The organism is Corallococcus sp. AB049A (assembly GCF_003668885.1).
Taxonomy (GTDB): domain Bacteria; phylum Myxococcota; class Myxococcia; order Myxococcales; family Myxococcaceae; genus Corallococcus; species Corallococcus interemptor.
In genome coordinates, this window is sequence record NZ_RAWL01000088.1 from 1 (window position 1) to 24050 (window position 24050).

The following is a 24050-nucleotide window of genomic DNA, read 5'->3' on the forward strand; positions in this document are numbered from 1 at the left end:
GGGCAGGAGACCTCACGGCTGCGGCGGGTTGAGCGTCAGCTGCAGCAGGGTGCCGAACTGGTTGTAGGGGTTGTAGCTGCCCTGGGGGCCCGCCCAGCCGCAGCTGCCACCGCCCGACAGGCTGAAGACCTGGTTGGACGCGCTGGGAGTGACGGAGCCACCAGCGCGGTAGCCGCCCACGCCAAAGCGCGAGGGCTGCACGGAGAAGCGCGTGCCGCGCAGGTCCACGTTGGCCTGGGTCTGGACACCATTGCAGGACATGGCGGCGCCGTAGGTCATGGCCGTCACCGTGTGCGGCGCGTGGGTCAGCTGCCCGGTGGACGTGGCGAAGGTCTGATCACCGGTGTCCACCTGGAGCGTGGCCGGGAGCACGCGCACGCGGGTGTAGCGCGTGCGCACGGTGGTGCCGGGCGAGGGCGAGCCGGCGAGGTACTGCGAGAAGTTGGCGCCTTCCTCCGTGTGCTGGAGCGTGAGGTATTCGCGCGGCGCAGCCCCGTCCATGCCGTGGCACCAGGCGGTCCAGCACTGATTGGGATCGCGCCCGACGCACAGCGTGTACTCGCCGTCGTGGGTGAGGGAGTAGTCCGTCTGGAGGTCCTTGCAGGTGGCCGGCAGGCGGACCGGGGGGCGGTACTTCAGCTGCAGCAGCGAACCGGTCTGGTTGTAGGGGTTGTAGCTGCCCAGCGGGCCCGTCCAGCCGCAGAAGCCTCCGCCGGAGAGGGTGACGGCCTGTCCACCGTCGCTGGAGACCGCGGTGCCGGAGGCGTCGAAGCCCCCCACGCCGAACAGACTCGAGTCCACCTCGAAGCTCGTGCCGACGAGGTTGATGTTGGCCTGGGCCTGTTCGCCATCGCAGGACATGGCGACGCCAAAGGGCACGGCGCGCACGGTGTCCGGCGAGTGCGTCAGCTCTCCGGTGGAGGTCGCGAAGGTCTGGTCGCCGGTGTCCACCTGGAACGTGTCCGGGTGCAGGCGCACGCGGGTGTAGCGCGTGATCACGCTGGTGCCGGGCGAGGCCCCGCCCGCGAGGTAGCGCGACACGTTGGTGTCCTCCATCTGGAAGGGGAGGGTGAGGTACTCCCGGGGCGTGCCGGCCATGTCGTGGCAGTACGCGGTCCAGTACGCGTCGGGGTCATTGCCCACGTACAGGCCATAGTTCCCGTCCGGAGCGTTCGGGTGGGCGGCGTGCACGTCCGCGCACGTCGCGGGCAGCGGGGTGAGCGCCTGGGACGCGGAAGCTTTGGGCGGAGACTCGGAGTCGTTCGCGCCACAGCCCACGGCGAGCGCGGTGAGGCTCCAGGCCAGGGCGCGGGTCGCGCGCTGATGCGAGGTGGAGACGGCGAAGGACTTCGGGGTGGGCTTCATGGGGGTGAGGCTCCTTTGAGGTGGCTGCGGAGCCCTTCCATGGCAAGGGCGGGGCCAGCGGCGAGGCGCGCGGGCTCCAGCTGGGATTTCACGGTGTTGCGCGGGCTGACGGGCTCCCGGCGGAGGCGGCTCCCGAGCGAACGTGCCAGGACTGGCACGCGCGTGGGGGCACCCCAGGGGACGCGGATGTCAGGGCCCTTGGACTTCCTCACGCGCCTTGCGCCGGTACTCGCCGGGCGGCACGCCCATCTCCCGCCGGAAGGCGCGATTGAAGGCGAACTCGGACTCGTAACCCACGCGGACCGCGATGGCCGCGAGCCCGTCCTGTCCCTCGCGCAGCGCCTGCGCGGCCTCCTGCATCCGAAGCCGCGTGAGGTACTCATGCGGCGCCACGCCCACCTCGCTCGCGAAGCGCCGCGCGAGCGTCGCCCTGGAGGTCCCCGAGCGCTGAGCCAGCTCTCCCACGGTCCAATTCCGCCCCGGCTCCGCGTGCATCCAACCCAGGGCGCTGGCGAGCGTCCTGTCGCCGAGCGCCCCCAACCAGCCCGCACCGCCCGGCGGCTGCGCGTCCGCCCAGGCACGGAGCACCTGCACCAGGAGGATGTCGAGCAACCGGGAGACGATGACCGAGGAGCCCCGCTCGCCCCGCGCGTACTCCTGTTCGAGCATCGACACCGTGGGCAACAGCGCACGCGCGTCCTCGGAGGCCCCTCGCAGGTGGACCCGCTCGGGAAGCAGCCGCAACACGGGATGTGCCCCCGGCTCGTCGAACGCGAAGAAGCCGCAGAGCATCCGCGACTCCACGCCGGAGCCGCCCAGCACATACCCGGAAGCTCCTTCACCTCGTGACGCCAACCAATCCTCGACCCGCTGCTTGGGACTGCGAGGCGAGTCCGCCACGGCATGCCCGTCGCCGCGCGGCAGCAGCACGACATCCCCCGGCCCCAGCGCGACGGAGTCCCGGCCCTGCGTGAGGTGACAGGTGCCCGCGATGACCAGGTGCAGGGTCGCCGTGGTCGTGGGCGCGAAGCGCAGCCCCCAGGGGGCCCGCGCCACGGTGCGGCAGTAGAGCTGCCCCCGCAGACGGGTTCGCTCGAGGATCTGCCCCAGCAGGTCGGAAGCATGCGTGAGGTCCATGCCCTCGAAGCTAGCAGCGGACTGTCCCCGACGCTCGCGGCCTGAGCGTTTCAGACAAAAGGTTGAGCCGTCCGCGAATGGCGTCTCCGAGGCCAGAACGTCACATTTCCAGGCATGAACGACACACGCACGAACCCCTCGCGGTTGTCCTGGAAGCTCACCTCGCCCACGGCCTTGTTCACGTTGCTGCTGGGCGCGTTCATGCTGTTCCTCAGCCTCCGGGCCGCGCTGGGCCCGGTCAGCGCGGCCAGGGGCTTCGGTCTGCCGGACTCCGGGAGCGAGGTGATTCCCCTGATGTACGTCAAGGCGGGCAGGGACCTGGGCCTGGCACTGGCGATGTTCGCCCTGGTGGCCATCCGGCAGCGCAAGGCCGCGGGCGTCTTCGTCCTCGCCTGCATCGTGATGCCCACCGTGGACGCGCTGACCGTGATGCATGGCGGTGCGTCGCTCGCCTTCGCGCTCGCGGTCCATGGAAGCGCGGCGGTCTACGGAGCAGCGCTGGCCGCCGCGCTGCTGCGCCCCTATTTCTCTCCTGCCCTGGATTTGCGCTGATTACACGGCTCTAATCACGCCAGTCCAATCCAGGAGAAACCCATGGCAACGCGAATCCTTGCCTCTCTCGCTGTCGCGTCTGTCTTCCTGAGCGCCAGCCCGGCCAGCGCCGGCTACCGGGAAGCCGCTTACGTGACGACGCTCTACAGTGACGCCACCTACACCACGGTGGTCGGGCACATCTATCCGGAGTGTGGCTTCAGATACGTCCAGTACCATCTCGTGGGGACGTACTCGTACTTCGCCGTCGACGAGTTCGTCGGTTACTGCACCGAGAACGGCTGGGAACCGCTCTGACGCGGTCATGAACGCAGGGGCCACGCGTTTGGCCCCTGCGCGCGTTCGCCTAATGTCGGGGTCGTGAGCTTGCCCTTTGTTGGAGGAGAGTCCGCGCCAGACCCCAAGCGCGAGGCGTGGCCCCTGAGACTGCGCCGTGACCCGGATGGGGGCTGCCTGCTCGAGCTTGTGAACTCGGGCGGTGTGCACCCGATCCACGCGATCCACGAACGTCTTCGCGGTGTCCTGGAGCGGCTGCCGGACGGCCTTGAGCTGGCCTACCTGTGCCGGGTCGCCCCGGGACGGCACTACAACGTCTCGCACCTGATCGCGGTCGAGATCTGCGAGCGCCAGACGCGGCTCGCGAACGTCACCGCGCTGTTGCCGGAAGACTTCATCGCGGCGCGGACCTGGCTTCTTCTTGCCCGTGCCCAGGCACGATTGAAGGCGGGCGAGATGGGGGGCTGCGTCGCGGATGCGCGTCATGCCTTTCAGCGTGGAGTCGAAGCGGAGGATGCGTCTGGCGTCGCGGAGCTCTTCTCCTGGCTGCCGCCGGAAGGCCGCGAGGCCCTTCGTCCGGAGTACCTGGCCTGGTTCGAGCGGCAGCCCGTCGCGCAGCTCAGGCAATGGAAGATAGACCTCCCCTGGTGGTCGGACCGCCAGCTCCTGGAGCACGCGGCCGCCCTGGCCCCGTACTCGTACTGGGAGGAGCGTGATGAAGCGTCGCGCGTCGTCGCGGAGCTGCGCCGTCGCGGCTCCGGAGAGGCTGCACGGCTCGAAGCGCAACTCGGCGCCACCGCCGCGCCTCAGGGCATGGCCGCCGGCGAGGTGCCTGTGCCCCGCACCGACGGGCCGCTCCGCATTGGGATCATCGGCGGGGGACGGATCGGCGTGCGGCTCGGCACGCTGTGGGCGAAGGCGGGGCACGACGTCCGCATCGGGGTCCGGCGGCCGTGGCAGGTGTCCGTGGAGCCACCGGTCGCGGTGGGCGACGTTTCACGGGCGCTGTCTCACGGGGAGGTCATCGTGCTGGCGACGCCCTCCTCGGCCCTCAAGAGCGTCGCCGAAGCCGCGCGACAGGCGCTGTCCGGGGTGGTCGTGATCGACGTGACGAACCCCGAGGACTCCCACTACGCAGCCAGGTGGGGCAATTCCCAGCGCGGCTCCGGGTCGTTGACCGGGGCGCTGTTCCCGGGCGCGCGAACGGTGAAGGCCTTCAACACGCTCGACGAGCGAGCCTTGTTCGGCCCGGCGGTCGCGCTCGTGCCCCCCGCGGTTCCGATCGCCTCGGATGATCCGGAGGCAGCGGCCACGGCGGCGCGGCTCGCGCGCGATGCGGGCTTCGAACCCGTCGTCGTCGGGCCGCTCTCCGCCTCGGCGCGCTTCGACCGTGGGACCGCGCTCTGGGGCTCGCTCGCCAGTCCCGCACAGGTGTGCGCCGCGCTTGGCATTGAGTCCCCCGCGCGGCCATCGCACGAACAGCTCCCGACCCGCACGCTGGTCGACGCCGTGCTCTCCCTGACCATTCCGAAGGAAGCGCTCGAGCCCGACTTCGAGGAGGACCTCCAGCCATTCGGGGATGCCTGGCGCCGGCAGTACGCCGAGTGGCGGCTTCCGTGCCCGGAGGGGCTGGCCGAGCTGGCGGACGGCGCGGGGGAGAGGTTGATCGATATCGACGGCTGGGGACTCTTCGAGCCCCAGGACGATTCCGACCTTCGCGAGTATCTTCGAGACCTCATCCCGGATGCGCACCTTGCCGGCATGGCTCCCTTGTTCGGCCGCGATAGCGATCTCTTGCTGGTGGACGCGGAGGGCCGCATCCACCGCTGGATTCATGGGGAAGGGGATGAGCCCCGGATGATCGCCAGGGACTTCCGCGCGCTCCTCGCGATCTTCGCGGCACGCATTGAACCAGGCCTGCTCTGACCCGCTTCGCTTGATGCGGGCGTGTTAGCGTTCCGCGCGATGAGCGGGCAAAAAGGGACGATCGTCGAGCTCAACCCCAACGACGCCCTCGGGTGGATCGAGCTCGACGAAGGCGGGCGGGTTCGCTTCGGCGGCACCGCGCTCAAGAGCTTCGCCGTGAGCCCCGGGGTCGGCACCCGGGTCGAGGTGCACGGCACCGCGCCGGGCTACAACGGCGTGCCCAAGGCGGTGATGGTGACGCCGCTCGTCGTCGCGCCCGCGGCCACGGAGGAGCCCAAGACCGAGCCGAGCCGCGCGCCGCAGACCCCATGGCCGGCCTTCGTGCGCGAGCACCCGCGCTGGAGCGACGTCGCCGAGACCTGCGTGCCCTGCGCGCGCAAGGCGCCTCGCCCCGAGCTCCCCGAGCACCCGTTGTTCGAGCCCTGGCGCCGCGAGCTCTGCGAGACCGCGCCCACCTGCGTCGATCTGAAGGTGCCGCATTACCTGAAGCCCGAGAGCTTCGATCCTGGCCCCGGCGATTGCTTCGCGCACGGCTCCGTCGCCTGGCTCGATGAGCCGCGCTGGCCGAGCTGCGGCCTCTGCGCTCGCCCGCTGGAGATGTGCGTCCAGATTCCGCCGGCGGTGCTCGCGGACTTCCTCCCCGGCGGCCGCGGCCTCGTCGCGCTCTTCTGCTTTCACTGCGGCATCGAGAATGCCAGCGATCAGCGCATCGGGTACGTGCGGCTGGTGGAGCCCAAGCACCGTGTGATCAGTCCCAAGGTATGGGCACCGGAGTCGATGGACTGGAAGCGCGAGAGCCAGCGGGTGACGCCGGGCTCCCCGGCGACCGAGCTACCGCCGGTGAGCTGGTACCGCTGTCGCCAGGAGATCACGCCGGACACCGCGTCGAGCGCGCTCTTCGTCCTCGATGCGCTCGATTTCGACGGGCCGTTCCCCGAGGGCTTCGAGCCGGATCCGAGCAACGGTGCCGACGAGGAGTACGACGACTGGGTCGCGCAGCGGCGCAACGGCGTGCGCTGGGGCGGAGCTCGCCTCGGCGGCGTGGCGAACTGGGAGATTGCCGACGAGACGCCGGGCTGCGCGCACGGCGAGATGCTGCACCTGCTCGACTACGAGGGCGGACAGTTCCTCGAAGGGGCCCTGCACGTGTTCTCGTGTCGCGAGCGGGTCTGCGAGCTGGCGTTCGTCGCGACGTTCTGAGGCGCCGGGGCTGGCCTCCTGGAGGTCAGTCCACGTCGACCATGAGGCCGTTCAACGTGTCGATGACGCTCTGGTGCGTGGCTCGCAGCCGCACCGCGGCGTCGCGGGGATCCACCGGCGGGGCAGGCATGAGGTCCTGTTGGGTCGCCAGGTGCCTCGACAGGTAGACCACCCAGGCGCCGCAGCTGTGCTGGAAGTCGTTCTCGTCTCCGCTGCCGTTGACGTCGTTCTGGTAGCGGACGGTGCTCCGCTCGGCGGTGAGGCTGGGGAAGGCCCGGCGCAGTCCGCTGAGGTCCGGCACCTCGTCCGGATGGAGCGGGTCGACGTAGAGCACCCGGGCCTTGCGCTGCTGCGCGTCCGTGGGCGGCGTCACCTTGATGTAGAGCAGCCCCCAATGGTTGCCATTGACGTTGTAGGGCTGGACCAGGGTGAGCGTGGTGCCGTTGACCGGGTTGGCCGGGACGGCGTCACGGTACGCCTCCGGCCCGATGCGCTGGAGCTCATCCCTGCCGAGCCCGTGCAGCACGACCACGTTCGGGAGCTGGCCAAGGTAGTGCTCCATGAGCCGGAACATCTGGAAGCTGGTGTAGTTGTGGCTCCCGCTCAGGTCGTCTCCATTCTCGAAGGGATCCACCCACGGCGCCTCCTCCTTGGACTTCTCCTGGGACTTCTCCTGCGGCTTGGAAACGTCCGGGAGCTTTGGAGACGCTTCCTTGCGGCGCCGCCGCTCCTCCACGCCCTTCAACGCGAGCGCCTCGTCCTGCCGGAGGATGTCCTCCAGGGGTGTCGGCTGCTCGACGGGGATTCGCTTGACCCGCGCGAAGTTGAGAGGGTGCAGGGAGGCCCCCGACTTGAGGCCGAAGGGCATGGACGGCGGCATGGGGACGCCGAAGCGTGAGGCGCCGAGCAGGCCGAGCCCCAGGGGCAGGGGGTAGTGGAGCTTCGGGGCCGATGGAGCGGCCTTGCATCCCCCCAGGCAGCGCGGGTTGACGCAGTGCTTGCTGGAGTACATCCACAGCGGCGCCCAGTAGGACTTCAGCAGCTCGCCCACGGCGGCCTCGCCCTCCACGAGGTAGTTGAACTCGGAGAGGAAGCCTGGATAGAGGTTGTCCGAGCCGACGACGTAGGCCTGCTCGTCCACGATCATGATCTTCGCGTGATTGCCGGGCGCGGACTGCACCTTGTCCTTGCCCGTGGCGCTGGCCATCTTGACGGCCTTCACCGCGTCGCCAATCACGCCGCCCTTCGGCGGGCTGTCCTGCAACGAAGGCTGCTTCAGGGTGGCCGTGTAGCCCTCCGGCGTGAGGTCGGGCCACTTATAGGTCTTGCCCTCGACGGTCAGGCGATCCGGCACGTCCGTGAAGTAGAGCGGCGCGAGGTGCAGCCGGTCCAGCGCGGCCTCGCGCAGCTCGGCGTCATCGAGCTCCGCGTCCGTCCTCACGTCATGGGTCATGTAGTAGCGGAACAGGTCGAACGTGCGGCAGGCGCCGGACCCGAACGAGTACTGGTCGCCCTCCGCGCCCGCCCCCGCGTCCAGCGGCGACACCACCGCCTTGACGACCAGGTTCTGGTTCGCGAGCAGGGCCTCCATGATCCAATGACACACCACGTGCGAGGACCAGTTCTTCTTCCACGCGCTGACCAGGTCCATCTGCGACAGATACAGGGTGCGCTTCGCGCCCTTGATGAGCGCCTCCTTCATCACCTCGGAGGCCTTCTCGTAGTCGGAGTCCATGCTCGAGCCCGACCAGTACTTGCCGACCGACAGGACCCGGGTCGCCCTGCGGTACTCCCCCAGCTGCTCGTACGCCGCGACCTGCTTCGGCTGGAAGACGGGCTCCTCCAGGTCCTTCAGCGTCTGGAGGTCCTCGCGGCGGATCTCGTCGATGCTGGACTCCGCCATCCGCGCCGACGCGTTCTTCTTCTGCCGGGCCTGCTGGACCGCGTTGGGGACCGGGAGTCCTCCCCCGTGCAGGTGCGCGAAGCCCTCGTGGCGCTCCTGCATGTAGACGGCGCCTTCCCCGGTCAGCGGATCCGTGAGCACGGGCGCGTTGCTGGCGCTGCCGTCCTTCCACTGGAACGTCTGGGGGTCCAGGTACTCCCGCTTCACCAGGTCGGTCCCGCACTCCCACATCTTGTTCAGGTACAGCTGCGCTCCGTGCGCCGCAGACCCGTGCATGACGACCGACACGTCGTGCACGGGCGGGTAGCTGGTGAACAGGTCCATGTTCAGGTTGTGCCCGCCCACCAGCGCCTCGGCGCCGTCCACGGCGACGATCTTCGAGTGATTCCACGTCATCTTGGTGGACGCTTCATCGCCCTCCGCCGAGAACCACCTGGCCAGCGTGCTGCTCATGTACGCCATGACGCCGGAGAGCAGGCCCTCGCGGATCCGGTAGAACTTCGCCATCCAGATGTCTGGCATCACCTTCCACTGCCTGGAGCGCGTCCGCTCCCGCGCCAGGCGGATGAGCGCGCCCTGGAAGTCCACCAGGGGTGGGGACATGAGGCCGTTGACGATGATCATCGGCGTCTGGCCGAAGAGGAACCGGAACTGGATGGGCGGCATCCCCTCGGGCTGGTCGCTCAGCGCCTTGTCCATGGCGCGCAGGACGACCTGGGCCCAGGCCTTGTCCGGGCTGTTCAGCGAGGCCAGGTCACAGCGGTAGCGTGATTTCTGGATGATCTCCACCAGGGCCGTCTCGAAGTCCTGCGTCCGCGCCAGGGCGCCGGGCATGATGCCCGCCTTGCTGAAGGGCTTGCCCCAGACGTGCGGCGTGTCCAGGACGCGCACGTGGCAGTCCTCGGCCAGGTGGCTGAAGTAGCGTGGATGGACCTTGCCTCGCACCAGCTCGATGAAGCTCATCGTCCCTCGACTCCTCGCTCACGCGACTGCCTGGGCCCTCCCGGAGCGCCCACTGGCTCACAGGAACTTCCACTTCACCCAGCCGCCGTGCTGCTGCTCGATGGTGCAGGGGTAGGCCAGGTCGTACGGAGGCGTCCCCACGACGTCCTCCAGGTAGTAGCGGTTCCAGCCGAGCCGGCCGGAGATGGACGAGACGCGCCGCACGGCGGGGCGCCCCGTCCGCACGGCGGTGCGCATCTCGCCGCCGCCCATCGTGTCGAAGTGGGTGTGCGCGGTGTGGATCCTCCGCCGCAGTTCCCGGGCGTCCTCCCGCACGCGGCACCGGGTGCGGAAGACCGTCTCCCACTGGGTGAGGTAGGCGCGGGCGAGCTTGTAGACCAGCCGAGGCACGGCCCCGACGTCCGCGCTGACCGTGTTGGGGTCATAGCGGCCGTCCCGGGTGGCGATGCCCGCGACGGTGCCATGCCGTCCCCGGCAGGCGTAGAGGTGATAGCCCATGGGCTGGCGCAGCGTGTTGGCGACCAGCGGATCCGCCAGCTGGCGGTTGTCCGCGAGCGACCACCAATGGGTGCCCAGGCCCCGGTCCTCGATGGCCATCTGGGCCCGGTCCAGGGTCATCCGTCCGTTGGGGCGCGGGATGACCGCGGCGAAGCCTTCATCCAGGTGGTCCCACGCGTAGACGCCGACGTAGTTGTGCACGTTGGGCGCCAGCTGGGTCTGGATGCCGTACCACTCCCCGGTGCCGGGGACGGGATCGATGGCGAAGATGCTGACGGGCGTCCTGCGCACCTCGCTGGAGCCATAGGCATGCAGGAACCAGGCGGCCATGATGGCCGCGACCCCGCCGCGGCTGTGCCCCAGGAGGTTGATGCGCGAGGCCCCGCTCCGGGCGGCGAGGTTCGCGCCATGCAGCGCGAGCGCGACCATGGACCACCCCGACGCCTGGCTGTAGAGCTGCCGCTGATTGCCCTGGGAGTAGCTCGCGACGTAGTCGAGCAGTTCCTTGGGCGCGAGGAGCGGCTGGGTGAGCAGGGGATCGCAGGTGTCCATCTGGTGGTGCCAGTCGTTCTCACCCACGCCCCGCACCGTTTCACTCAGGTCCGTGCCGAGCAGCGTGCCGGAGATGTCCTGGTGGATCCGCACGGGGATGTAGCCGGTGTCCCGGTCGAAGATCCCCTTGTCGCTCACGAGCGTCTGCTCGCTGCCGAGCAGGGAGCCGATGAGCTTGGGGTCCCATTTCCGGGTCTTCTCCCCCTCGTCCCGCGCGCAGGCGGTTCCGCAGAAGCACACCGTGTAGGCCGTGGGCATGCCGCGGATTGGACCACGGCCGTGAAACAAAACGGAATGTGTCAGGATCCACCCCGCGCCCGGGGTGGACCCCTGCCTGCCCGGGGGCCTACTCCTCCACGGCCTCCTGGGGCTCCTGGAAGTTCACGTCGAAGTTGACGCGCTGGCCGGGCTCGATGGTGAAGGTCTTCTGCCAGTGTGACGGTCCCACGGTGACGTTGAGGCGGTGGTAGCCCTCGTAGACGTCCAGCTCCTCCACCGGGACGACGCCCACCGGCTTGCCGTCCACGGAGACGTTCGCGCCAGCGGGGCCGCGCACGTTGATGAAGGCCTTGTTCAGGAAGAACTGGTAGGCGGAGCGGCCCGTGGGGGCCACCGTCACCGTGCGCGACACGGAGATGCCCAGCGCGCCGTTGGTGAAGGTGAGCAGGTGCTTGCCCGGCGGCAGCGACGCGGACAGCGGCGTGCGGCCCAGGAGCGCGTTGTTGAGCGTGACCTCCACGCGCGGCTCCACGGTGAGGTCCAGGATGCCCATCGTCGGGCCCGCGTCCACACCGGCGTCCACGCCCGCGTCCTCGATGCCCGCGTCGAAGGGCTCGGCCACCACCACCGCCGGCAGGCCCGCGTCGAAGGTCTCCACCGTCATCGTGCCCTGGAGCTGGCGCTGGACGATCACCGCGCCCGCGCCGAGCGTCAGCACGAGACCGCCCACCACGAAGGGCACCCAGGAACGCGAAGGCTTCTGCGCGGCCGGGGCCTGCACCGTGGGGCTCGCAGCGCCGCCGAAGATGGGACCCGCGGGCCGCGTCTCAGTGGAAGCCGCCGGAGCAGGGGAGGGCGCAGCAGTGCCACCCTGAACCGTGGCGGCGCTTGGGGGGCTCGGAACCACAGGCTGCGGAGGCGCCGCGACCGGAGCCGGTGACGGACTCTGCACGGGCGCGGGGACAGGAGCCTGCGGCGCGGCCACCCCGGGCTGCGCGGGCGCCGGCTTGGGGCTCTCCGCCGTGGAGATCTCCGGCACCTTGCTCTTCACGGGCTCCACGAGCCCCGCGCCGTTCGCGATGAGCTCCGCGATCTGCGGCGCGGGCATGCCCGCCTTCGCCAGCGCCTCCGCGATGCCCTTCTCGATCGTCGCCCGCCGCGCCGCGCGCGCCTCGGCCTCCGGCGGGAACAGCTTCGCCAGGTGCTCCGCGAACTCCTCGTGCGTCGGCAGCTTGCCAACGGCCTCCACCAGCGCTTCACGGAACGCGAGCGCCGACGGGTAGCGCTCCAACGCACGCTTCGTCGTCGCGCGGCGCACGACGGCGTCCAGCTTCAGCGGCACGTCCGCCGGCATCGGGGGCAGGGCGCGGTTGAGCACCGCCTTGTCCGGATCCGCCGACTCCTTGAACGGCATCTTCCCCGTGAGGCACTCGTGCAGCGTGAGCCCCAGCAGGAACACGTCCGACTGCACGTTGACCGCCTCACGCCCACCCAGCAGCTGCTCCGGGGACGTGTACGCGCGGCGGTTCTTCACGCGCTTGCCACCGCGCTCGCGCGGCGCCACGGACAGCGCGCCGTAGCCCGTCACCTTCGTGTAGCCGCTGAAGGACACCATCAGCGTCTCGGGCCGGATGTCTCCGTGCACCAGCGGCGAGCCGTCGTCGTTGCCCGCCACGTGCGCGTAGTGCAGACCCATGGCCGCGTCCGCCACCACCAGCGCGGCGAACCCCGGCGTCATGCGCGGGTTGACTTCCAGCACGCGCCGCAGCGGCTCGCCGTCGGCGAACTCCGTGACGCGCGCCAGGCCCCCGTCCAGCTTCTCCAGGCCGTGGACGCGCAGGATGTTCGGGTGCTCGAAGACGATGGCGCGGTTCGTCTCGCGCTCCAGGCGCGCCACCAGCTCCGGGTTCTGGGCAATCTCAGGCGGTGCCCAGATGAGCACCACGGGGCGGGGCGTGGCGCCTTCCTCCAGCGCCAGTCCGAGGAAGGCACGCGAGCCCTCGCCAGCGAGGAGGGGGCCGAGTGACTGATAGCGAGGCGAACTCATGGGAACGGCATGCTAGTGCCCTTCCCGCCGATCCTGGAATCCCCGGGTCGTACCTAGAGCCGCTGGCCTTCGAAAGGCAGCGTCAGGTGATAGCCGTAACGCCCGCGCCGCACGAGCAACAGCACGCTACGTCCCCGTCGCGCCGTCAGCAGGGCTTCACGGAAAGTGTCACCCGTGGAAACCGGCTGGTTGTTCATCCGCAACAGCACGTCCCCCGGCTCCAGGCCAATCGCCGAGGCAGCGGAGCCCGGCCGGACGGAAGCGATGGCCATCCCGCCCTTGCTCTCCTTCACTCGCAGTCCCAGCTTCTCCCACGCCAGGGACTCGAGCAGGCGAGCAGGAAATTCAACCGGTGTTACCTGCACCGTGCGGTTGCCGCCTGCTCGGAAGAGCACCAAGGGGAAGACCGAGCGCGCCGGATATCCGCGCACGCGCGAGTCGAAGTCCTCCGCGTCCTGGATGCGCGAGCCGCCCAGCTCCGCGACCACGTCACCGCGCTGCACTCCGGCCTGCGCGGCGGGGCTGTCCGGATCCACGTTCGTCACGATGACGCCGTACGTGCGGTCCCACCCGAGCCGCGCGGCCACCTGCGCGGGCAGGTCCGCCGTGTCCATGCCCACCCACGCGGGACGCACCTTCCCGAAGCGCGTGAGCTCCTCCACGATGCGCCGCACCTTGTCCGCGGGGATGGCGAACCCGATGCCCTGGCCGTTGGCGTAGATGGCCGTGTTGATGCCGATGATCTCCCCGTCCACGTTGAGCAGCGGCCCGCCGGAGTTGCCCGGGTTGATGGCCGCGTCCGTCTGGAGGAAGTCGTTGTAGACGCGGTCGTCCGCGCGGAACGTGCGCCCCGTGGCGGACACCACGCCCGCCGTCACCGTCTTGCTCAGGCCGAACGGGCTGCCAATGGCCACCACCGTCTCGCCAATCATCAAGTCACTGCTGGTGCCCAGCTTCGCGGTGGGCAGGGGCTCCTTCGCGTTGACCTTGAGGACCGCCAGGTCGTTGTTCGCGTCGCTGCCCATCACCTCCGCGTCGAACGTGCGCCCGTCCGCGAGCACCACGTGGATGGCGGACGCGCCCCGGATGACGTGGTCGTTGGTGACGATGATGCCGGACGGGTCGATGATGGCGCCGCTGCCCAGGCCGGTGATGCGCTGGCGCGTCTGGGGCTGATTCATCCCCTGGCCGAAGAACTCCTCCAGCGGTGAGCGCGGCCGGCCCCGGAAGCGCGACTCCACCTCCTGCTCGGTGCCGATGTAGACGACCGCCGGGGAGACCTTCTGCACCACCTCCACCACGTCGCTGCGGCGCCGGGACAGGTCCGCCTGCGCCGGTAGCGCCAGCACGAGCCCTACCCACATGAGCCCCCACCGGATGTGTGCTGCCCTCATGCCCTTCCTCCGTACGCCGCCGGGAATTGTCTCCCGGAAGACAGTCTGAATGTCGGGAAGGCCTCAGCCATTCCCTGGGTATCTGGAAGCGGCGTCCGGCTCTTCATAGACCAGATGGCGCGGCCGTGATCGAACGCACTTTCAGGCAGAACGTCCTTGCCCTGGGCCGATTGCGGCGTTGGGGGCGCAGGGGCGGCCCTGGGAGTCCCGGCGCGGCGTGATGCTTGCTGCCCGCGGGGGCCGAGGGAGTGGTTTCACATGAGTCTCGTCCTGGTCGCGGATGATGAACCCGCGGTGCTGGAGGTCCTGAGCCAGGTGATTGAGGACCTGGGGCACGACGTGGTGCGCGCGCGCGACGGCCAGGAGGCCCTGGCGCTCGCCCGGCTCCACCGTCCTCGGCTGGTGGTGACGGACCACATGATGCCGCGAATGAGCGGCATGGAGCTGTGCAGCCGGCTGAAGCAGGAGCCGGGCCTGCGCGAGGTGCCCATCATCCTGTTGAGCGCGGTGCTCCAGCAGGGCTCGCCGGATGCGGCCGCGTTCCTCAACAAGCCCTTTGAAATCACCGACTTCGAGACGCTGATCCACGACGTGCTGGAGAAGGCCCCACCGGTGCAGCCGGAGCCCGCCACGCCCGTGGAGGCGCTGGGCCGGTGGGTGGCGCGGTCGCTCCAGGGGCCGCTGGAGGCCGCGAGGGATCAGCTGCGCGCGCTCGGGGACCTGCCGCCGCCGGGCAAGGGCGCGGTGGAGGCACTGGGCGCGCAGCTCCAGTCGTTGGAGCGGATGGGGCGCTATCTCCAGGACGCCGTCCGGTTGAGCGCGGGCAGCGTGACGCTGCGGCCGGTGGAGGGCGACCTGCGCCCGCACCTGGAGGCCTCCATCGCCAGGTGCCGCACCCTGGGGCCGGGTGTGCCGGTGGAGGTGACGGTGCCCGCGGAGGCGGTGGGCCTCAAGTTCGACCCGGAGCGCCTGGGCCAGGTGTTCGACGTGCTGTTGTCGAACGCGGCCCGGCAGGGCGGGGTGCGCGTGGAGCTGCAGGCGTCCGCGGAAGAGGTGCGGGTGCGCGTGAGCGACCCGGGGCCGGGCATCCCCGAAGCGGAGCTGCCCGGGCTGTTCCAGCCCTTCCCGGAGGGCCCCGCGCAAGGTGAGGCGCTGGGGCTCTACGTGGCGTCGGAGCTGGCGAAGCTGCACGGCGGCGCGCTCTCCGCCGAGTCGCGCCCCGGGCAGGGCGCGACGTTCAGCGTGTCACTGCCGCGCGTGGCCTGAGGGCTTCAGGCCTTCTGCGACTTCAGCATCCAGCCAATCATCTTGTAGAGCATGCGGGCGCCCACGTTGGCGTCCCACTCGCTGCCGTCGGGGCCGGGGGCCACCTCGGTCAGATCGAAGCCGACGATGGTGCGGCCCGAGCGCACGACGCCCGCGACGAGCGCGATGGCCTCCGGGAAGGACAGGCCGCCGGGGACGGGGGTGCCGGTGTTGGGGCACAGCACGGGGTCCAGCCCGTCGATGTCGAAGGACAGGTAGACCTGCTGCGGCAGCTTGTCGACGATCTGCTTCACCTGCTGGTTCCACGGCAGGCCGTCGAAGCGGTTCTGCTGGAGGACGGCGTCGTAGAAGGCGTGGATTCGGCCGCCGGAGTCCTCGATGTAGCGGTGCTCGTTCTCGCTCATGTCGCGCAGGCCCACCTGGACCAGCGTCTTCACGCCCGGGATGCGCTCGCACACGTTGTAGAAGATGGACGCGTGCGACCAGGTGAAGCCCTCGTACGCGACGCGCAGGTCCGCGTGCGCGTCCAGGTGCAGCACGCCCATGCCGGGGTACTTCTCCGCGTGCGCCTGGATGATGCCGAAGGAGATGGCGTGGTCTCCGCCCACGGCGGCCACGCGCTTGCCCTGCTCCAGCCAGTGCTTCGTGGTGCGGTAGACGTGTTCGTTGAGCTTCTCGCTGAAGCCGTTCACGTCCTTGGCGGCGGCGAGCAGCTCGGCCTCGCCGGAGTCGATGCCGCCCGCTTCGATGACGAGCAGGGCGCGCTCCCTGGCGCGCTCGTTCCACTCGTGGAGTTCGGCGGGGGCCTCCAGCATGGCGATGCCGCGCTCGTAGGGCCGGCCGGTCTCCACGTCGAAAAGGTCCACCTGCTTGCTGGCCTCCAGCAGGGCGGCGGGGCCGTTGGACGTGCCCCCGCCGTAGCTGGTGGTGGCCTCGAAGGGCACGGGGATGACGACGACGTGGGCCTCGTCAGGGGAGTGGGGGAGGCCGAAGATGCCGGAGCCCGGCTGCGCGGCGGCGGCGGGGTCGAAGTGGGTAGCCATGGCGGCGCAGGATACGGTTCCGCTCCCCGGGCGCAATGGCTTCGGTGGTGCCTGGCGGCCCTCAACGCGGATGGGCCTCCAAGTACGCGCGTGCGTGGTCCGCTTTGGCTCCCTGGGGGACGCGCTGCAGGTACCGCTCGTACGCGGCCCGGGCTTGCTCCGGGAGGCCCAGGGTCTCGTAGGTGTTCGCCAGGGCGAACCGGCACACGTCGAGGTCCGGACGCTTGTCCAGGCAGCGGTCGAAGAAGGCCCGGGCATCCTCCATCCTGCCGTCCGTCAGCGCGTTTTGGCCCTGGCCGTAGGCCTGCTGGGCCTGGATCATCGGGTCGTCCTCCGAGAGGGGGACCACGTATGTCGGTGGAGGCCGCAGCAGCCGCGTGAGCAGGAACACGCCCAGGATGACGCCGATCCCCACGACCATCACGCCCCACCAGAACCCGTCGCGGGTGAGCAGGTCCTGGCTGCGAGCGCGTTGACGCGCCGGGGCCTCTTGCGCGGCGGGAACCGATGGGGTCGGGAACCGGGGCAGGGGCTTTGGCACCAGCTCCGAGGGCAGCACGGGCCACTCGTGCATCGCGGGTGAAGGCGGGGTGGACCCGGCGTCCGGAATGGCGCGGCTGGCCAGAAGCCGTTCGTCGCGCCAGGCCTGGAGCTGGCGGAGGAAGGAGTCTGGGAGGGCGACAGGCCGGTTCTGCTCGGCCAACTGCTCCTGGAAACACCACGCCATGAACAGTTTCCGGGCATGCGTGGGAAGGCGCGGTGCGTGTGTTCCCAGCCAGTCCGACAGGGACTGTTGCAGCGCCTCCGCGCTCCGGTAGCGCTCCTCCGGCGACGGCATGAGGGCGCGCTTCAGGATGGAGAGCAGGTCCTCGTCCAGGCCCGGGTTGAGGCTGCGCGCCGGGGTGTGCCGGCCTTCACTGGCGCGCTGGAAGATCTCCAGTTCATTGCCGGTGATGGGCCGCTCGCCGCAGAGCAGCTCGAACAGGACGACGCCCACCGCGTACACGTCCGCGCGCGCGTCCGAGGGCCACTGCTTGAGCTGCTCCGGGGCCAGATAGGGATATTTGCCTTTGACGACGCCGACAGCCGTCTCCGGCCGCCCCGCGAGCCGCGCCTTGGCGATACCGAAGTCAGACACCTTCACCTCGCCCTCGTAGCTCACGAGGACGTTGTCGGGAGAGATGTCCCGGTGCACGAGCCCCAGCGACACGCCCTGGTCGTCCGTGCGGGTGTGGGCATGGTGTAGCCCGCGGCACAATTCGATGACGGTGCTCACCGCGAGCGGCGCTGGCATCCAGGGCAGTCCCTTCGCCTTGAGCTGCTTCAGCACGCGAGACAGCGGCTGGCCGTCGACGAACTCCATGGCGAGGAAGTACTCGCCGTCCACCTGCCCGAAGTCGAAGACCTGGACGATGTTGCCGTGATTGAGCCCCACGGAGATGCGCGCCTCGTTGAGGAACATCTCCACGAAGTCCGGGTTGTCCGCGTACTCGCCCAGGACGCGCTTGATGACGACGGTCTTGGTGATGCCGGGGCCCGCCGTGTATTTCCCACGATAGACGATGGCCATTCCCCCGGCGCCCAGGCGCTCCAGGAGCTCGTAACGGCCAAAGGGAAGAGGCTGGACTTCGCTCACCCGGAGCAGGGTAGCAAAGGGAGACGGAGACCGGAAACTCCGGCATCCGCGGCAGTCCACGTGTCAACGTGACAGAGAGGTCACTCCATGGCGACGCGGAAGAAGACGGTGGCGAAGCGCAAGGCACGGCTCACGGTGGACGACGTGCGCCAGATGGCGCTGGCCCTGCCGTCAACCGAGGAGCGCCCCTCCTACGGGACGCCCGGGTTCCGGGTGAGCGACAAGCTCTTCGCGCGGGTGCTGGATGAGGACTCCATCGTCGTCAAGGTGGACTTCGACCACCGCGAGGCCCTGCTGGATTCCAAGCCAGACATGTTCGAAGTGACGCCGCATTATCAAGACTGGCCCATGGTCATCGTGCGTCTGAAGACCGTGGACCGGCGCCTGCTGGATGCCCTGCTCAAGGAGGCCTGGCGGAGGTGTGCCTCCGCCAGGGTGCTCAAGGCGAGCGTGTAGCCGCTTTCAGTCCCAGCGCACCACGACCTTGCCCACGGTGCCGTTGCCCGCCATCCGCTCCAGCCCGGAGCGGATCTCCGTCATGGGCAGCACGGCATCCACCACGGCCTTGAGCGCGCCGGAGTCGAACAGGGGCAACAGCTGCCGCTCCGCCACCTGCGTGAGCAGCATCTTCTCCTCCGCGGGCCGGCTGCGCAGCACCGTCCCCTTGAGCGTGAGCCGCTTGCGCATCACCGGCCCCAGGTCCAGCTCCGCGCGCACGCCCGCCACCGAGCCCACCTGCATCAGCCGCCCCAGCGGGGCCATGGCCTTCACCGACTCCGGCAGGTACGCGCCGCCCACCAGGTCCAGGCACACGTCCGCGCCCCGGCCGCCCGTCGCCGCGAGCACCGCCTCCGCGAACACCGGCGGGTTGCTCTCGCACAGCACCGTGTGGCCCACGCCCCACTCGGAGGCCCGCGCCAGCTTGTCCTTGCTGCGCCCCGTGCCCACCACCCGCACGCCCATCGCCTTGCAGAGCAGCGCCGCAGCGGAACCCACGCCGCTCGCCACCGCGTGCACCAGCACCGCCTCCCCGGGCCGCAGGTCCGCCTGGAGGACCAGCGCGTCGTACGCCGTCAGGTACGCCTCCGGCAGCGCCGCCGCGTCCGCGAAGTCCAGCCCCCGGGGCATGTGCAGCACCTCGCGCTCGTGCGTGGTGAGGACCTCGCTCCACGCGCCGCCGCCCACCAGCCCCATCACCCGGTCGCCTGGCTGGAACTTCCGCGCGCGCGGGCCCACCGCCACCACTTCGCCCGCGTACTCCAGGCCCGGCACGTCCTGGGGCGCATCCGGCGGCGGCGGATAGGCGCCGCGCACCTGGAGCAGGTCCGCCCGGTTCAGCGCGCTCGCCCGCACCCGCACCTGCACGTCGTAGGGGCCCGGCACCGGCTCCGGCCGCTCGTCGAACGCGAGGACCTCTGGACCGCCCGGCTTCGTGATGCGCACGACCTTCATGACCTGCCCCTTGCGCTGGAGAATCACCGTGACAACAACAACCGCGTCACCAATCCGGAGTACGCCAGCAGTGGGTGCGCAGCTTCTCCAGCGCCTGGGCGGCCGTGTCCTCCACGCCCACGGCGGTGAAGTCGCGCGGCAACCGGCCGCCCCGCAACAACGTGTGAGCGCTCTCCGGAGGTGTCTGCACGAGGCGGGGCACGAAACGTCCTGGCCCGCTGGAGCGTCAAGGCTTATCTAGGACTCCAGACCGCCATGCCTCTCTCGCCGTGTCCCATCTGTCAGAAGCCCGTGCCTCCGCGTCCGGAGAACACCTCCCATCCCTTCTGCTCGCGCCGCTGCCGCGCCGTCGACCTGGGCCGCTGGCTGGGCGAGGAGTACCGCGTGCCCGACCGTCAGGCCGAACAGCAGGAGGACGAGCTGCCCTCCGACGGTGAGCCGACGCGCCGCCACGACGCCTGAGCCGTCAGGCGGTGGAAGATTCCCGGCCCGTTCGAACGACAGGGCAGGGGAGCGTGCCGCCGGAGGGCCCGCGTCCGTGCACCCCGGAGGGCAGGGAGCAGGCGTCCCGCTGGAGTCGCGGGGAGAGTGACGGTATACCCGCCTGCCGTGAAACGCGCCGTCAACCTCATCGCCAGCCTGCTCGTCACCGTAGCCTTCATGTGGTGGGCCTTCCGGGACACGGACGTGTCCACGCAGATCGCCAGCCTCAAGGCGGCCAACTACGCGTGGATCCTCCCGTACTTCGTGTGCCTCACCTTCGTGCACATCTTCCGCACGCTGCGCTGGGGGTCGCTGCTGTCGGGCCTGGAGCACGTCCCGTTCCGCAAGCTGAATGAGGCGTCCGGCATCGGCTTCATGATGCTGCTGGTGCTGCCCTTCCGCCTGGGGGAGTTCGCCCGGCCCTTCCTCATCGCGCAGCGCAGCTCCATCCGCCGCAGCGCGGCCATGACGTCCGTGGTGCTGGAGCGCATCGTGGACGGCCTCTTCGTGGCGGCGCTCTTCCGCGTGCTGCTCTTCTTCGTGCCGACGGAGACCCCCGAGGTCCGGTACGTGAAGCTGGGCTCGTGGCTGATGTTCGCCGTGTTCGGCGGCGGCCTGGTGTTCCTGCTGCTGGGCCTGTGGCAGCAGGAGCGCACGGTGCGGCTGGTGCGCGCCACCGTGGGCCGCTTCTCCCCGGGCATCGCGGACAAGGTGGCGGACATCGTGGACACCTTCGTCGGGGCCATGCGCCAGCTGCCCGACCGCAAGCACATCGTCCTCTTCTTCCTCTACACGTTCGCGTACTGGGGCGTGAACGGCCTGGGCATGGCGCTGCTCGCGCGCGCCTTCGACTGCTCCGGCGCGCCGGCGGGCATGGCCTGCGAGCCCATGAACCTGTCGCTGTTCCAGTCCTACATCGTGATGTGCGTGCTGGTGGTGGGCGTGATGATCCCCGCCGCGCCCGGGATGATGGGCACCTTCCAGGCCGCCACCAAGGTGGGCCTGGGGCTGTTCCTGCCCGCGGCGATGGTGAACGCGCACGGGCTCGCGTACGCGAACGTGCTGTGGCTGTGCCAGACGGTGCAGCAGATCGCCTTCGGCCTCATCCTGCTGTCCATCAGCCACATGTCCTTCCGTGAGCTGGCGGGGAAGATGAAGAAGGACGACGACACGGCGGTCACCCGCTCGTCGGTGGCCTGAAGGCCCTTCGCCGCTACGGGGCGGGCTCCAGGGCCTGGCCTCCGTCGGCGGCGGGAGGAGTCGCGGGCGGCACCTGCTGGACGCGCACGCTGTTGCGCACCTGTTCGGTGACGGCGGCCGGATCCACGCTGCCCTTGAAGGTGCCGAAGGGCGTCTCCAGGCGCTGCTCGTGCTTGCCGTCGCTGCCCGGCGGGCCGCACCAGGCCTTGGACTGACTCTTGAGGCTGGCCACGGGCGTGTGCAACTCGGTGCGCGTCTCGGTGGTGGACTTGGCCACCAGCACGTGGTCGCGCATCAGCACGCAGTGGTCCTCGTCGAAGTACCAGGCGGACGAGCCGTCCGTGAACTCCTGCGCCCTCGCCGGCCCCTTGCCCATGGTGTCCGCCACCTGGGCGGCCGTCATGCCGGGGTAGAGCTTTTCGAAGCCGGGGGTGGTGGCACAGCCGGTGGCGGCCAGCACGAGGAGGGCGGACAGCAGGGTGTCGCGACGCATCCGGAGGCGCTCCTGACGAAGGAGGGACGTCCAGACCCTAACGTGTTCCTCCCGGACGTCTCCAGGGAGGCCCTGGAGACGCTGACGGGCGGATTACAGCTCCTGTTCCAGCCACTGCCTCAGCCGTTCGCGCAGCGAGCGGGCGCGGCGGCGGAGCAGGGGGCTGCTCACGACTCGCCTTCCGTCTTGGCGGGCATGCGGCCGTACTTGGACAGCAGGTCCTCCACCGCTTCACGCAGGTACTCGCTCTGGTGGATGCGGGTGCGCCGCGCCAGCTCGCGCAGCTTGTGCACCTGCTCCTCGGGGACGAGGACGTGGGTGGAGACGATGTCGGCCTCGGGGCTGCGGACCTCGCCGGGTTCCACCGCGGACGGGGACGACGGAGCGTCGGGGCTCAGCGGGCTGGCGCTTCCATCCTGCATCGGGCTTCCTCCAGGAATGCTGCTACAGGCCGCTACCGACCTGGCGTGGGCATTAGGGGGTCGGCCTCTCGTGCCGTCAAAAAAAGGAACACCGGACGTGGAGGGTTGACTTGGAACCCGGGGCGCTGTTACTCGCGCACCCACGTAAGGGGAGTAGTTCCCGCCCGGCAGCGAGGGGCGGAGGGGCGCTCGACACACTGGCTGGTGACAGCCCGGGCCCCCATCTCGCGAAGCGCGAGACGAACGAGACCTTCGGACAGGGATTCAATTCTCCCTGGCCGAGGTCCGTCGTGCGCGCTCCTCCCTGAAGCGCTCCACTCCACGACAGCCTCCGCGCCAGGGACTGGGATGGGGTGCCATCGTGTCGTTGGAAGCCGTTGTCGGATCATTCGTCCTCGTCGCCGCCAGTGAGATGGGGGACAAGACGCAGCTGCTCGCGTTCTCGCTGGCGTCCAGGTTCCGCAAGCCGTGGGCGGTGCTGGGCGGCATCTTCGTGGCCACGGTGGCCAACCACGCGCTGGCGTCGTCCGTCGGCACGTGGGTGTCCGAGCACGTCCCCTCGCGGGTGATGGCGCTGCTCCTGGCGGTGATGTTCCTGGGCTTCGGCCTGTGGACGCTCAAGCCGGACACGCTGGATGAGGACGGCGGCAAGCCCCCGCGCTTCGGCGCCTTCCTCACCACGGTGGGGCTCTTCTTCATCGCGGAGATGGGGGACAAGACGCAGCTGGCCACCATGGCGGTGGCCGCGCGCTACCAGGCCCCGGTGCTGGTGACGCTGGGCACCACCGCGGGGATGCTGCTGTCGGACGGGCTCGCGGTGTTCCTGGGCGACCGGCTGTCGGGCCGCGTGAACATGAAGTACGTGCGCTGGGTGACGGCCGCGCTCTTCTTCCTCTTCGGCTTCGTGTCGCTCTGGACGGCCTGGCGCGGCTGAGGTTTCACGAAGAGGCCCCGGCGTGCAGGGACGCCGGGGCTTTCGTGCGAACGGCTACTTCAGGCTCGCCGTGTCGATGACGAAGCGGTAGCGCACGTCGTTCTTGAGCATGCGCTCGTAGGCCTCGTTGATCTTCTGGATGGGGATGACCTCCACGTCCGAGGCCACCTGGTGCCGGGCGCAGAAGTCGAGCATCTCCTGCGTCTCCCGGATGCCGCCAATCATCGAGCCGCCCAGCTTGAGCCGGCGGGGGATGAGCGAGAAGGCCGCCAGGGGCGTCGGGTTCTCCGGCGCGCCGACGAGGATCATCGTGCCGTCCGTCTTCAGGAGGCTCAGGTAGGCGTTGTAGTCGTGCTGCGCGGAGACGGTGTCCAGGATGAAGTCGAAGGACCGGCGCAGCTTCTTGAACGTCGCCTTGTCGGACGTGGCCTCGAAGTGCGAGGCGCCCAGGGCGAGCGCGTCGTCGCGCTTGGACGGCGAGGTGCTGAGCACCGTCACTTCCGCGCCCATCGCCTTCGCCAGCTTCACGGCCATGTGGCCCAGGCCGCCCAGGCCCACGACGGCCAGCTTGCTGCCGGCCTTCACGCCGTAATAGCGCAGCGGCGAGTACGTGGTGATGCCCGCGCACAAGAGCGGCGCGGCGCGATCCAGGGGGATGCCCTCCGGGATGCGCACCACGTACTTCGCGTCCACGGTGATGCGCGTGGAGTAGCCGCCGTAGGTGGGCTGGCCGTCGTAGTCACGGCTGTTGTACGTGTTCACCGCGCCGCGCTCGCAGTACTGCTCTTCGCCCTTGAGGCACTGGGGGCACTCGCGGCACGAGTCCACGAAGCAGCCCACGCCCACGCTGTCGCCCACCTTGAAGGTGGTGACGGCGCTGCCCACCTGGGACACCTTGCCCACGATTTCGTGGCCCGGGACCATGGGGAAGAGGGCGCCGCCCCACTCGTCGCGGGCCTGGTGGATGTCCGAGTGGCACACGCCGCAGTACTGGATGTCGATGAGCACGTCCTGGGGACGCGGCTCGCGGCGCTCCACGGTGAAGGGGCCGAGCGCGGCCTTCGCGCTGGGGGCGGCATAGGCGGGGCT

22 protein-coding genes are annotated in these 24050 nt (G+C 69.8%); 9 read left to right on the plus strand and 13 right to left on the minus strand.

The features are described 5' to 3' along the window. Positions 1–12: 12 nt before the first annotated feature. Together D7X55_RS12435 and D7X55_RS12440 are read right to left on the minus strand one after the other, a co-directional pair. Positions 13–1365, minus strand: a complete 1353-nt coding sequence (locus D7X55_RS12435; protein ID WP_121723175.1) for a GON domain-containing protein — start codon at positions 1363–1365, stop codon at positions 13–15. 189 nt (positions 1366–1554) lie between these two features. Further along, positions 1555–2502, minus strand: coding sequence for an AraC family transcriptional regulator (locus D7X55_RS12440; RefSeq protein WP_233609814.1), 948 nt, complete (start codon positions 2500–2502; stop codon positions 1555–1557). 114 nt (positions 2503–2616) lie between these two features. Here D7X55_RS12440 and D7X55_RS12445 point away from each other — a divergent pair, with 114 nt between their 5' ends. The 4 genes from D7X55_RS12445 (at position 2617) to D7X55_RS12460 (ending at position 6456) form a co-directional block, all read left to right on the plus strand. Then, a complete protein-coding gene (locus tag D7X55_RS12445; RefSeq protein ID WP_121723185.1) occupies positions 2617–3054 on the plus strand; it encodes a DUF4267 domain-containing protein in 438 nt (145 codons plus the stop codon). 42 nt (positions 3055–3096) lie between these two features. After that, on the plus strand, positions 3097–3351 hold the full coding sequence (locus D7X55_RS12450; protein ID WP_120549502.1) for a hypothetical protein: 255 nt from the start codon (positions 3097–3099) through the stop codon (positions 3349–3351). Between the two features lie 183 nt (positions 3352–3534). Continuing rightward, positions 3535–5256, plus strand: coding sequence for an NADPH-dependent F420 reductase (locus D7X55_RS12455; protein WP_121723176.1), 1722 nt, complete (start codon positions 3535–3537; stop codon positions 5254–5256). Between the two features lie 21 nt (positions 5257–5277). After that, complete coding sequence (locus tag D7X55_RS12460) at positions 5278–6456, plus strand: hypothetical protein (RefSeq protein WP_147470093.1); 1179 nt, start codon at positions 5278–5280, stop codon at positions 6454–6456. Between the two features lie 25 nt (positions 6457–6481). Here the strand turns inward: D7X55_RS12460 and D7X55_RS12465 are convergent, their stop codons facing one another. The 4 genes from D7X55_RS12465 to D7X55_RS12480 all read right to left on the minus strand — a co-directional run bounded on the left by D7X55_RS12465 (position 6482) and on the right by D7X55_RS12480 (position 14032). Then, positions 6482–9322 carry a hypothetical protein gene (locus tag D7X55_RS12465; RefSeq protein WP_199746941.1) on the minus strand — a complete coding sequence of 947 codons (2841 nt, stop codon included), beginning with the start codon at positions 9320–9322 and terminating at the stop codon, positions 6482–6484. A gap of 57 nt (positions 9323–9379) precedes the next feature. After that, positions 9380–10630, minus strand: coding sequence for a Tat pathway signal protein (locus D7X55_RS12470; RefSeq protein ID WP_121723178.1), 1251 nt, complete (start codon positions 10628–10630; stop codon positions 9380–9382). Positions 10631–10718: 88 nt separating this feature from the next. Then, entirely contained in the window at positions 10719–12638 is a 1920-nt protein-coding gene (locus D7X55_RS12475; protein ID WP_121723179.1) for a serine/threonine-protein kinase, read from the minus strand. Positions 12639–12691: 53 nt separating this feature from the next. Then, complete coding sequence (locus D7X55_RS12480; RefSeq protein WP_121723180.1) at positions 12692–14032, minus strand: trypsin-like peptidase domain-containing protein; 1341 nt, start codon at positions 14030–14032, stop codon at positions 12692–12694. Positions 14033–14290: 258 nt separating this feature from the next. Here D7X55_RS12480 and D7X55_RS12485 point away from each other — a divergent pair, with 258 nt between their 5' ends. Further along, positions 14291–15298 (plus strand): hybrid sensor histidine kinase/response regulator, encoded by a 1008-nt coding sequence (locus D7X55_RS12485; protein ID WP_121723181.1) that lies wholly within the window; start codon positions 14291–14293, stop codon positions 15296–15298. A 5-nt stretch (positions 15299–15303) separates the two neighbouring features. Here the strand turns inward: D7X55_RS12485 and speB are convergent, their stop codons facing one another. Next, positions 15304–16341 (minus strand): agmatinase, encoded by a 1038-nt coding sequence (gene speB, locus D7X55_RS12490; protein WP_120549509.1) that lies wholly within the window; start codon positions 16339–16341, stop codon positions 15304–15306. Positions 16342–16402: 61 nt separating this feature from the next. Then, complete coding sequence (locus tag D7X55_RS12495; protein ID WP_147442796.1) at positions 16403–17977, minus strand: serine/threonine-protein kinase; 1575 nt, start codon at positions 17975–17977, stop codon at positions 16403–16405. Between the two features lie 87 nt (positions 17978–18064). On the opposite strand from D7X55_RS12495, the gene D7X55_RS12500 reads away from it, so the two are divergent. Continuing rightward, the gene (locus D7X55_RS12500; protein WP_120549511.1) at positions 18065–18433 is read left to right on the plus strand and encodes an MmcQ/YjbR family DNA-binding protein; all 369 of its coding nucleotides are present in this window, start codon (positions 18065–18067) and stop codon (positions 18431–18433) included. 6 nt (positions 18434–18439) lie between these two features. Here the strand turns inward: D7X55_RS12500 and D7X55_RS12505 are convergent, their stop codons facing one another. Beyond that, entirely contained in the window at positions 18440–19429 is a 990-nt protein-coding gene (locus D7X55_RS12505) for an NAD(P)H-quinone oxidoreductase (protein WP_121723186.1), read from the minus strand. A gap of 46 nt (positions 19430–19475) precedes the next feature. Next, positions 19476–19631 (minus strand): hypothetical protein, encoded by a 156-nt coding sequence (locus tag D7X55_RS12510; protein ID WP_199746942.1) that lies wholly within the window; start codon positions 19629–19631, stop codon positions 19476–19478. A 53-nt stretch (positions 19632–19684) separates the two neighbouring features. On the opposite strand from D7X55_RS12510, the gene D7X55_RS12515 reads away from it, so the two are divergent. Together D7X55_RS12515 and D7X55_RS12520 are read left to right on the plus strand one after the other, a co-directional pair. After that, positions 19685–19891, plus strand: coding sequence for a DNA gyrase inhibitor YacG (locus D7X55_RS12515; protein WP_121723182.1), 207 nt, complete (start codon positions 19685–19687; stop codon positions 19889–19891). A gap of 147 nt (positions 19892–20038) precedes the next feature. Continuing rightward, entirely contained in the window at positions 20039–21112 is a 1074-nt protein-coding gene (locus D7X55_RS12520; RefSeq protein ID WP_120549513.1) for a lysylphosphatidylglycerol synthase transmembrane domain-containing protein, read from the plus strand. Between the two features lie 13 nt (positions 21113–21125). On the opposite strand, the gene D7X55_RS12525 is transcribed toward D7X55_RS12520, so the two are convergent. Together D7X55_RS12525 and D7X55_RS12530 are read right to left on the minus strand one after the other, a co-directional pair. Next, positions 21126–21605, minus strand: a complete 480-nt coding sequence (locus D7X55_RS12525; protein ID WP_121723183.1) for a hypothetical protein — start codon at positions 21603–21605, stop codon at positions 21126–21128. Between the two features lie 167 nt (positions 21606–21772). Continuing rightward, the gene (locus D7X55_RS12530) at positions 21773–22027 is read right to left on the minus strand and encodes a ribbon-helix-helix domain-containing protein (RefSeq protein ID WP_014396286.1); all 255 of its coding nucleotides are present in this window, start codon (positions 22025–22027) and stop codon (positions 21773–21775) included. A 367-nt stretch (positions 22028–22394) separates the two neighbouring features. Here D7X55_RS12530 and D7X55_RS12535 point away from each other — a divergent pair, with 367 nt between their 5' ends. Continuing rightward, complete coding sequence (locus D7X55_RS12535; RefSeq protein WP_121723187.1) at positions 22395–22961, plus strand: TMEM165/GDT1 family protein; 567 nt, start codon at positions 22395–22397, stop codon at positions 22959–22961. A 54-nt stretch (positions 22962–23015) separates the two neighbouring features. Here D7X55_RS12535 and D7X55_RS12540 read toward each other — a convergent pair. Continuing rightward, positions 23016–24050 (minus strand): NAD(P)-dependent alcohol dehydrogenase (locus tag D7X55_RS12540; RefSeq protein WP_233609815.1); only part of this gene is annotated, 1035 nt, incomplete at its 5' end.

Coding starts and splice junctions, on each gene's coding strand:
- D7X55_RS12435 (WP_121723175.1), bottom strand. CDS start 1,365: ATGAAGCCCACCCCGAAGTCCTTCGCCGTCTCCACCTCGCATCAGCGC.
- speB (WP_120549509.1), bottom strand. CDS start 16,341: ATGGCTACCCACTTCGACCCCGCCGCCGCCGCGCAGCCGGGCTCCGGC.
- D7X55_RS12470 (WP_121723178.1), bottom strand. CDS start 10,630: ATGCCCACGGCCTACACGGTGTGCTTCTGCGGAACCGCCTGCGCGCGG.
- D7X55_RS12485 (WP_121723181.1), top strand. CDS start 14,291: ATGAGTCTCGTCCTGGTCGCGGATGATGAACCCGCGGTGCTGGAGGTC.
- D7X55_RS12515 (WP_121723182.1), top strand. CDS start 19,685: ATGCCTCTCTCGCCGTGTCCCATCTGTCAGAAGCCCGTGCCTCCGCGT.
- D7X55_RS12500 (WP_120549511.1), top strand. CDS start 18,065: ATGGCGACGCGGAAGAAGACGGTGGCGAAGCGCAAGGCACGGCTCACG.
- D7X55_RS12445 (WP_121723185.1), top strand. CDS start 2,617: ATGAACGACACACGCACGAACCCCTCGCGGTTGTCCTGGAAGCTCACC.
- D7X55_RS12450 (WP_120549502.1), top strand. CDS start 3,097: ATGGCAACGCGAATCCTTGCCTCTCTCGCTGTCGCGTCTGTCTTCCTG.
- D7X55_RS12465 (WP_199746941.1), bottom strand. CDS start 9,322: ATGAGCTTCATCGAGCTGGTGCGAGGCAAGGTCCATCCACGCTACTTC.
- D7X55_RS12525 (WP_121723183.1), bottom strand. CDS start 21,605: ATGCGTCGCGACACCCTGCTGTCCGCCCTCCTCGTGCTGGCCGCCACC.
- D7X55_RS12475 (WP_121723179.1), bottom strand. CDS start 12,638: ATGAGTTCGCCTCGCTATCAGTCACTCGGCCCCCTCCTCGCTGGCGAG.
- D7X55_RS12440 (WP_233609814.1), bottom strand. CDS start 2,502: ATGGACCTCACGCATGCTTCCGACCTGCTGGGGCAGATCCTCGAGCGA.
- D7X55_RS12480 (WP_121723180.1), bottom strand. CDS start 14,032: ATGAGGGCAGCACACATCCGGTGGGGGCTCATGTGGGTAGGGCTCGTG.
- D7X55_RS12530 (WP_014396286.1), bottom strand. CDS start 22,027: ATGCAGGATGGAAGCGCCAGCCCGCTGAGCCCCGACGCTCCGTCGTCC.
- D7X55_RS12505 (WP_121723186.1), bottom strand. CDS start 19,429: ATGAAGGTCGTGCGCATCACGAAGCCGGGCGGTCCAGAGGTCCTCGCG.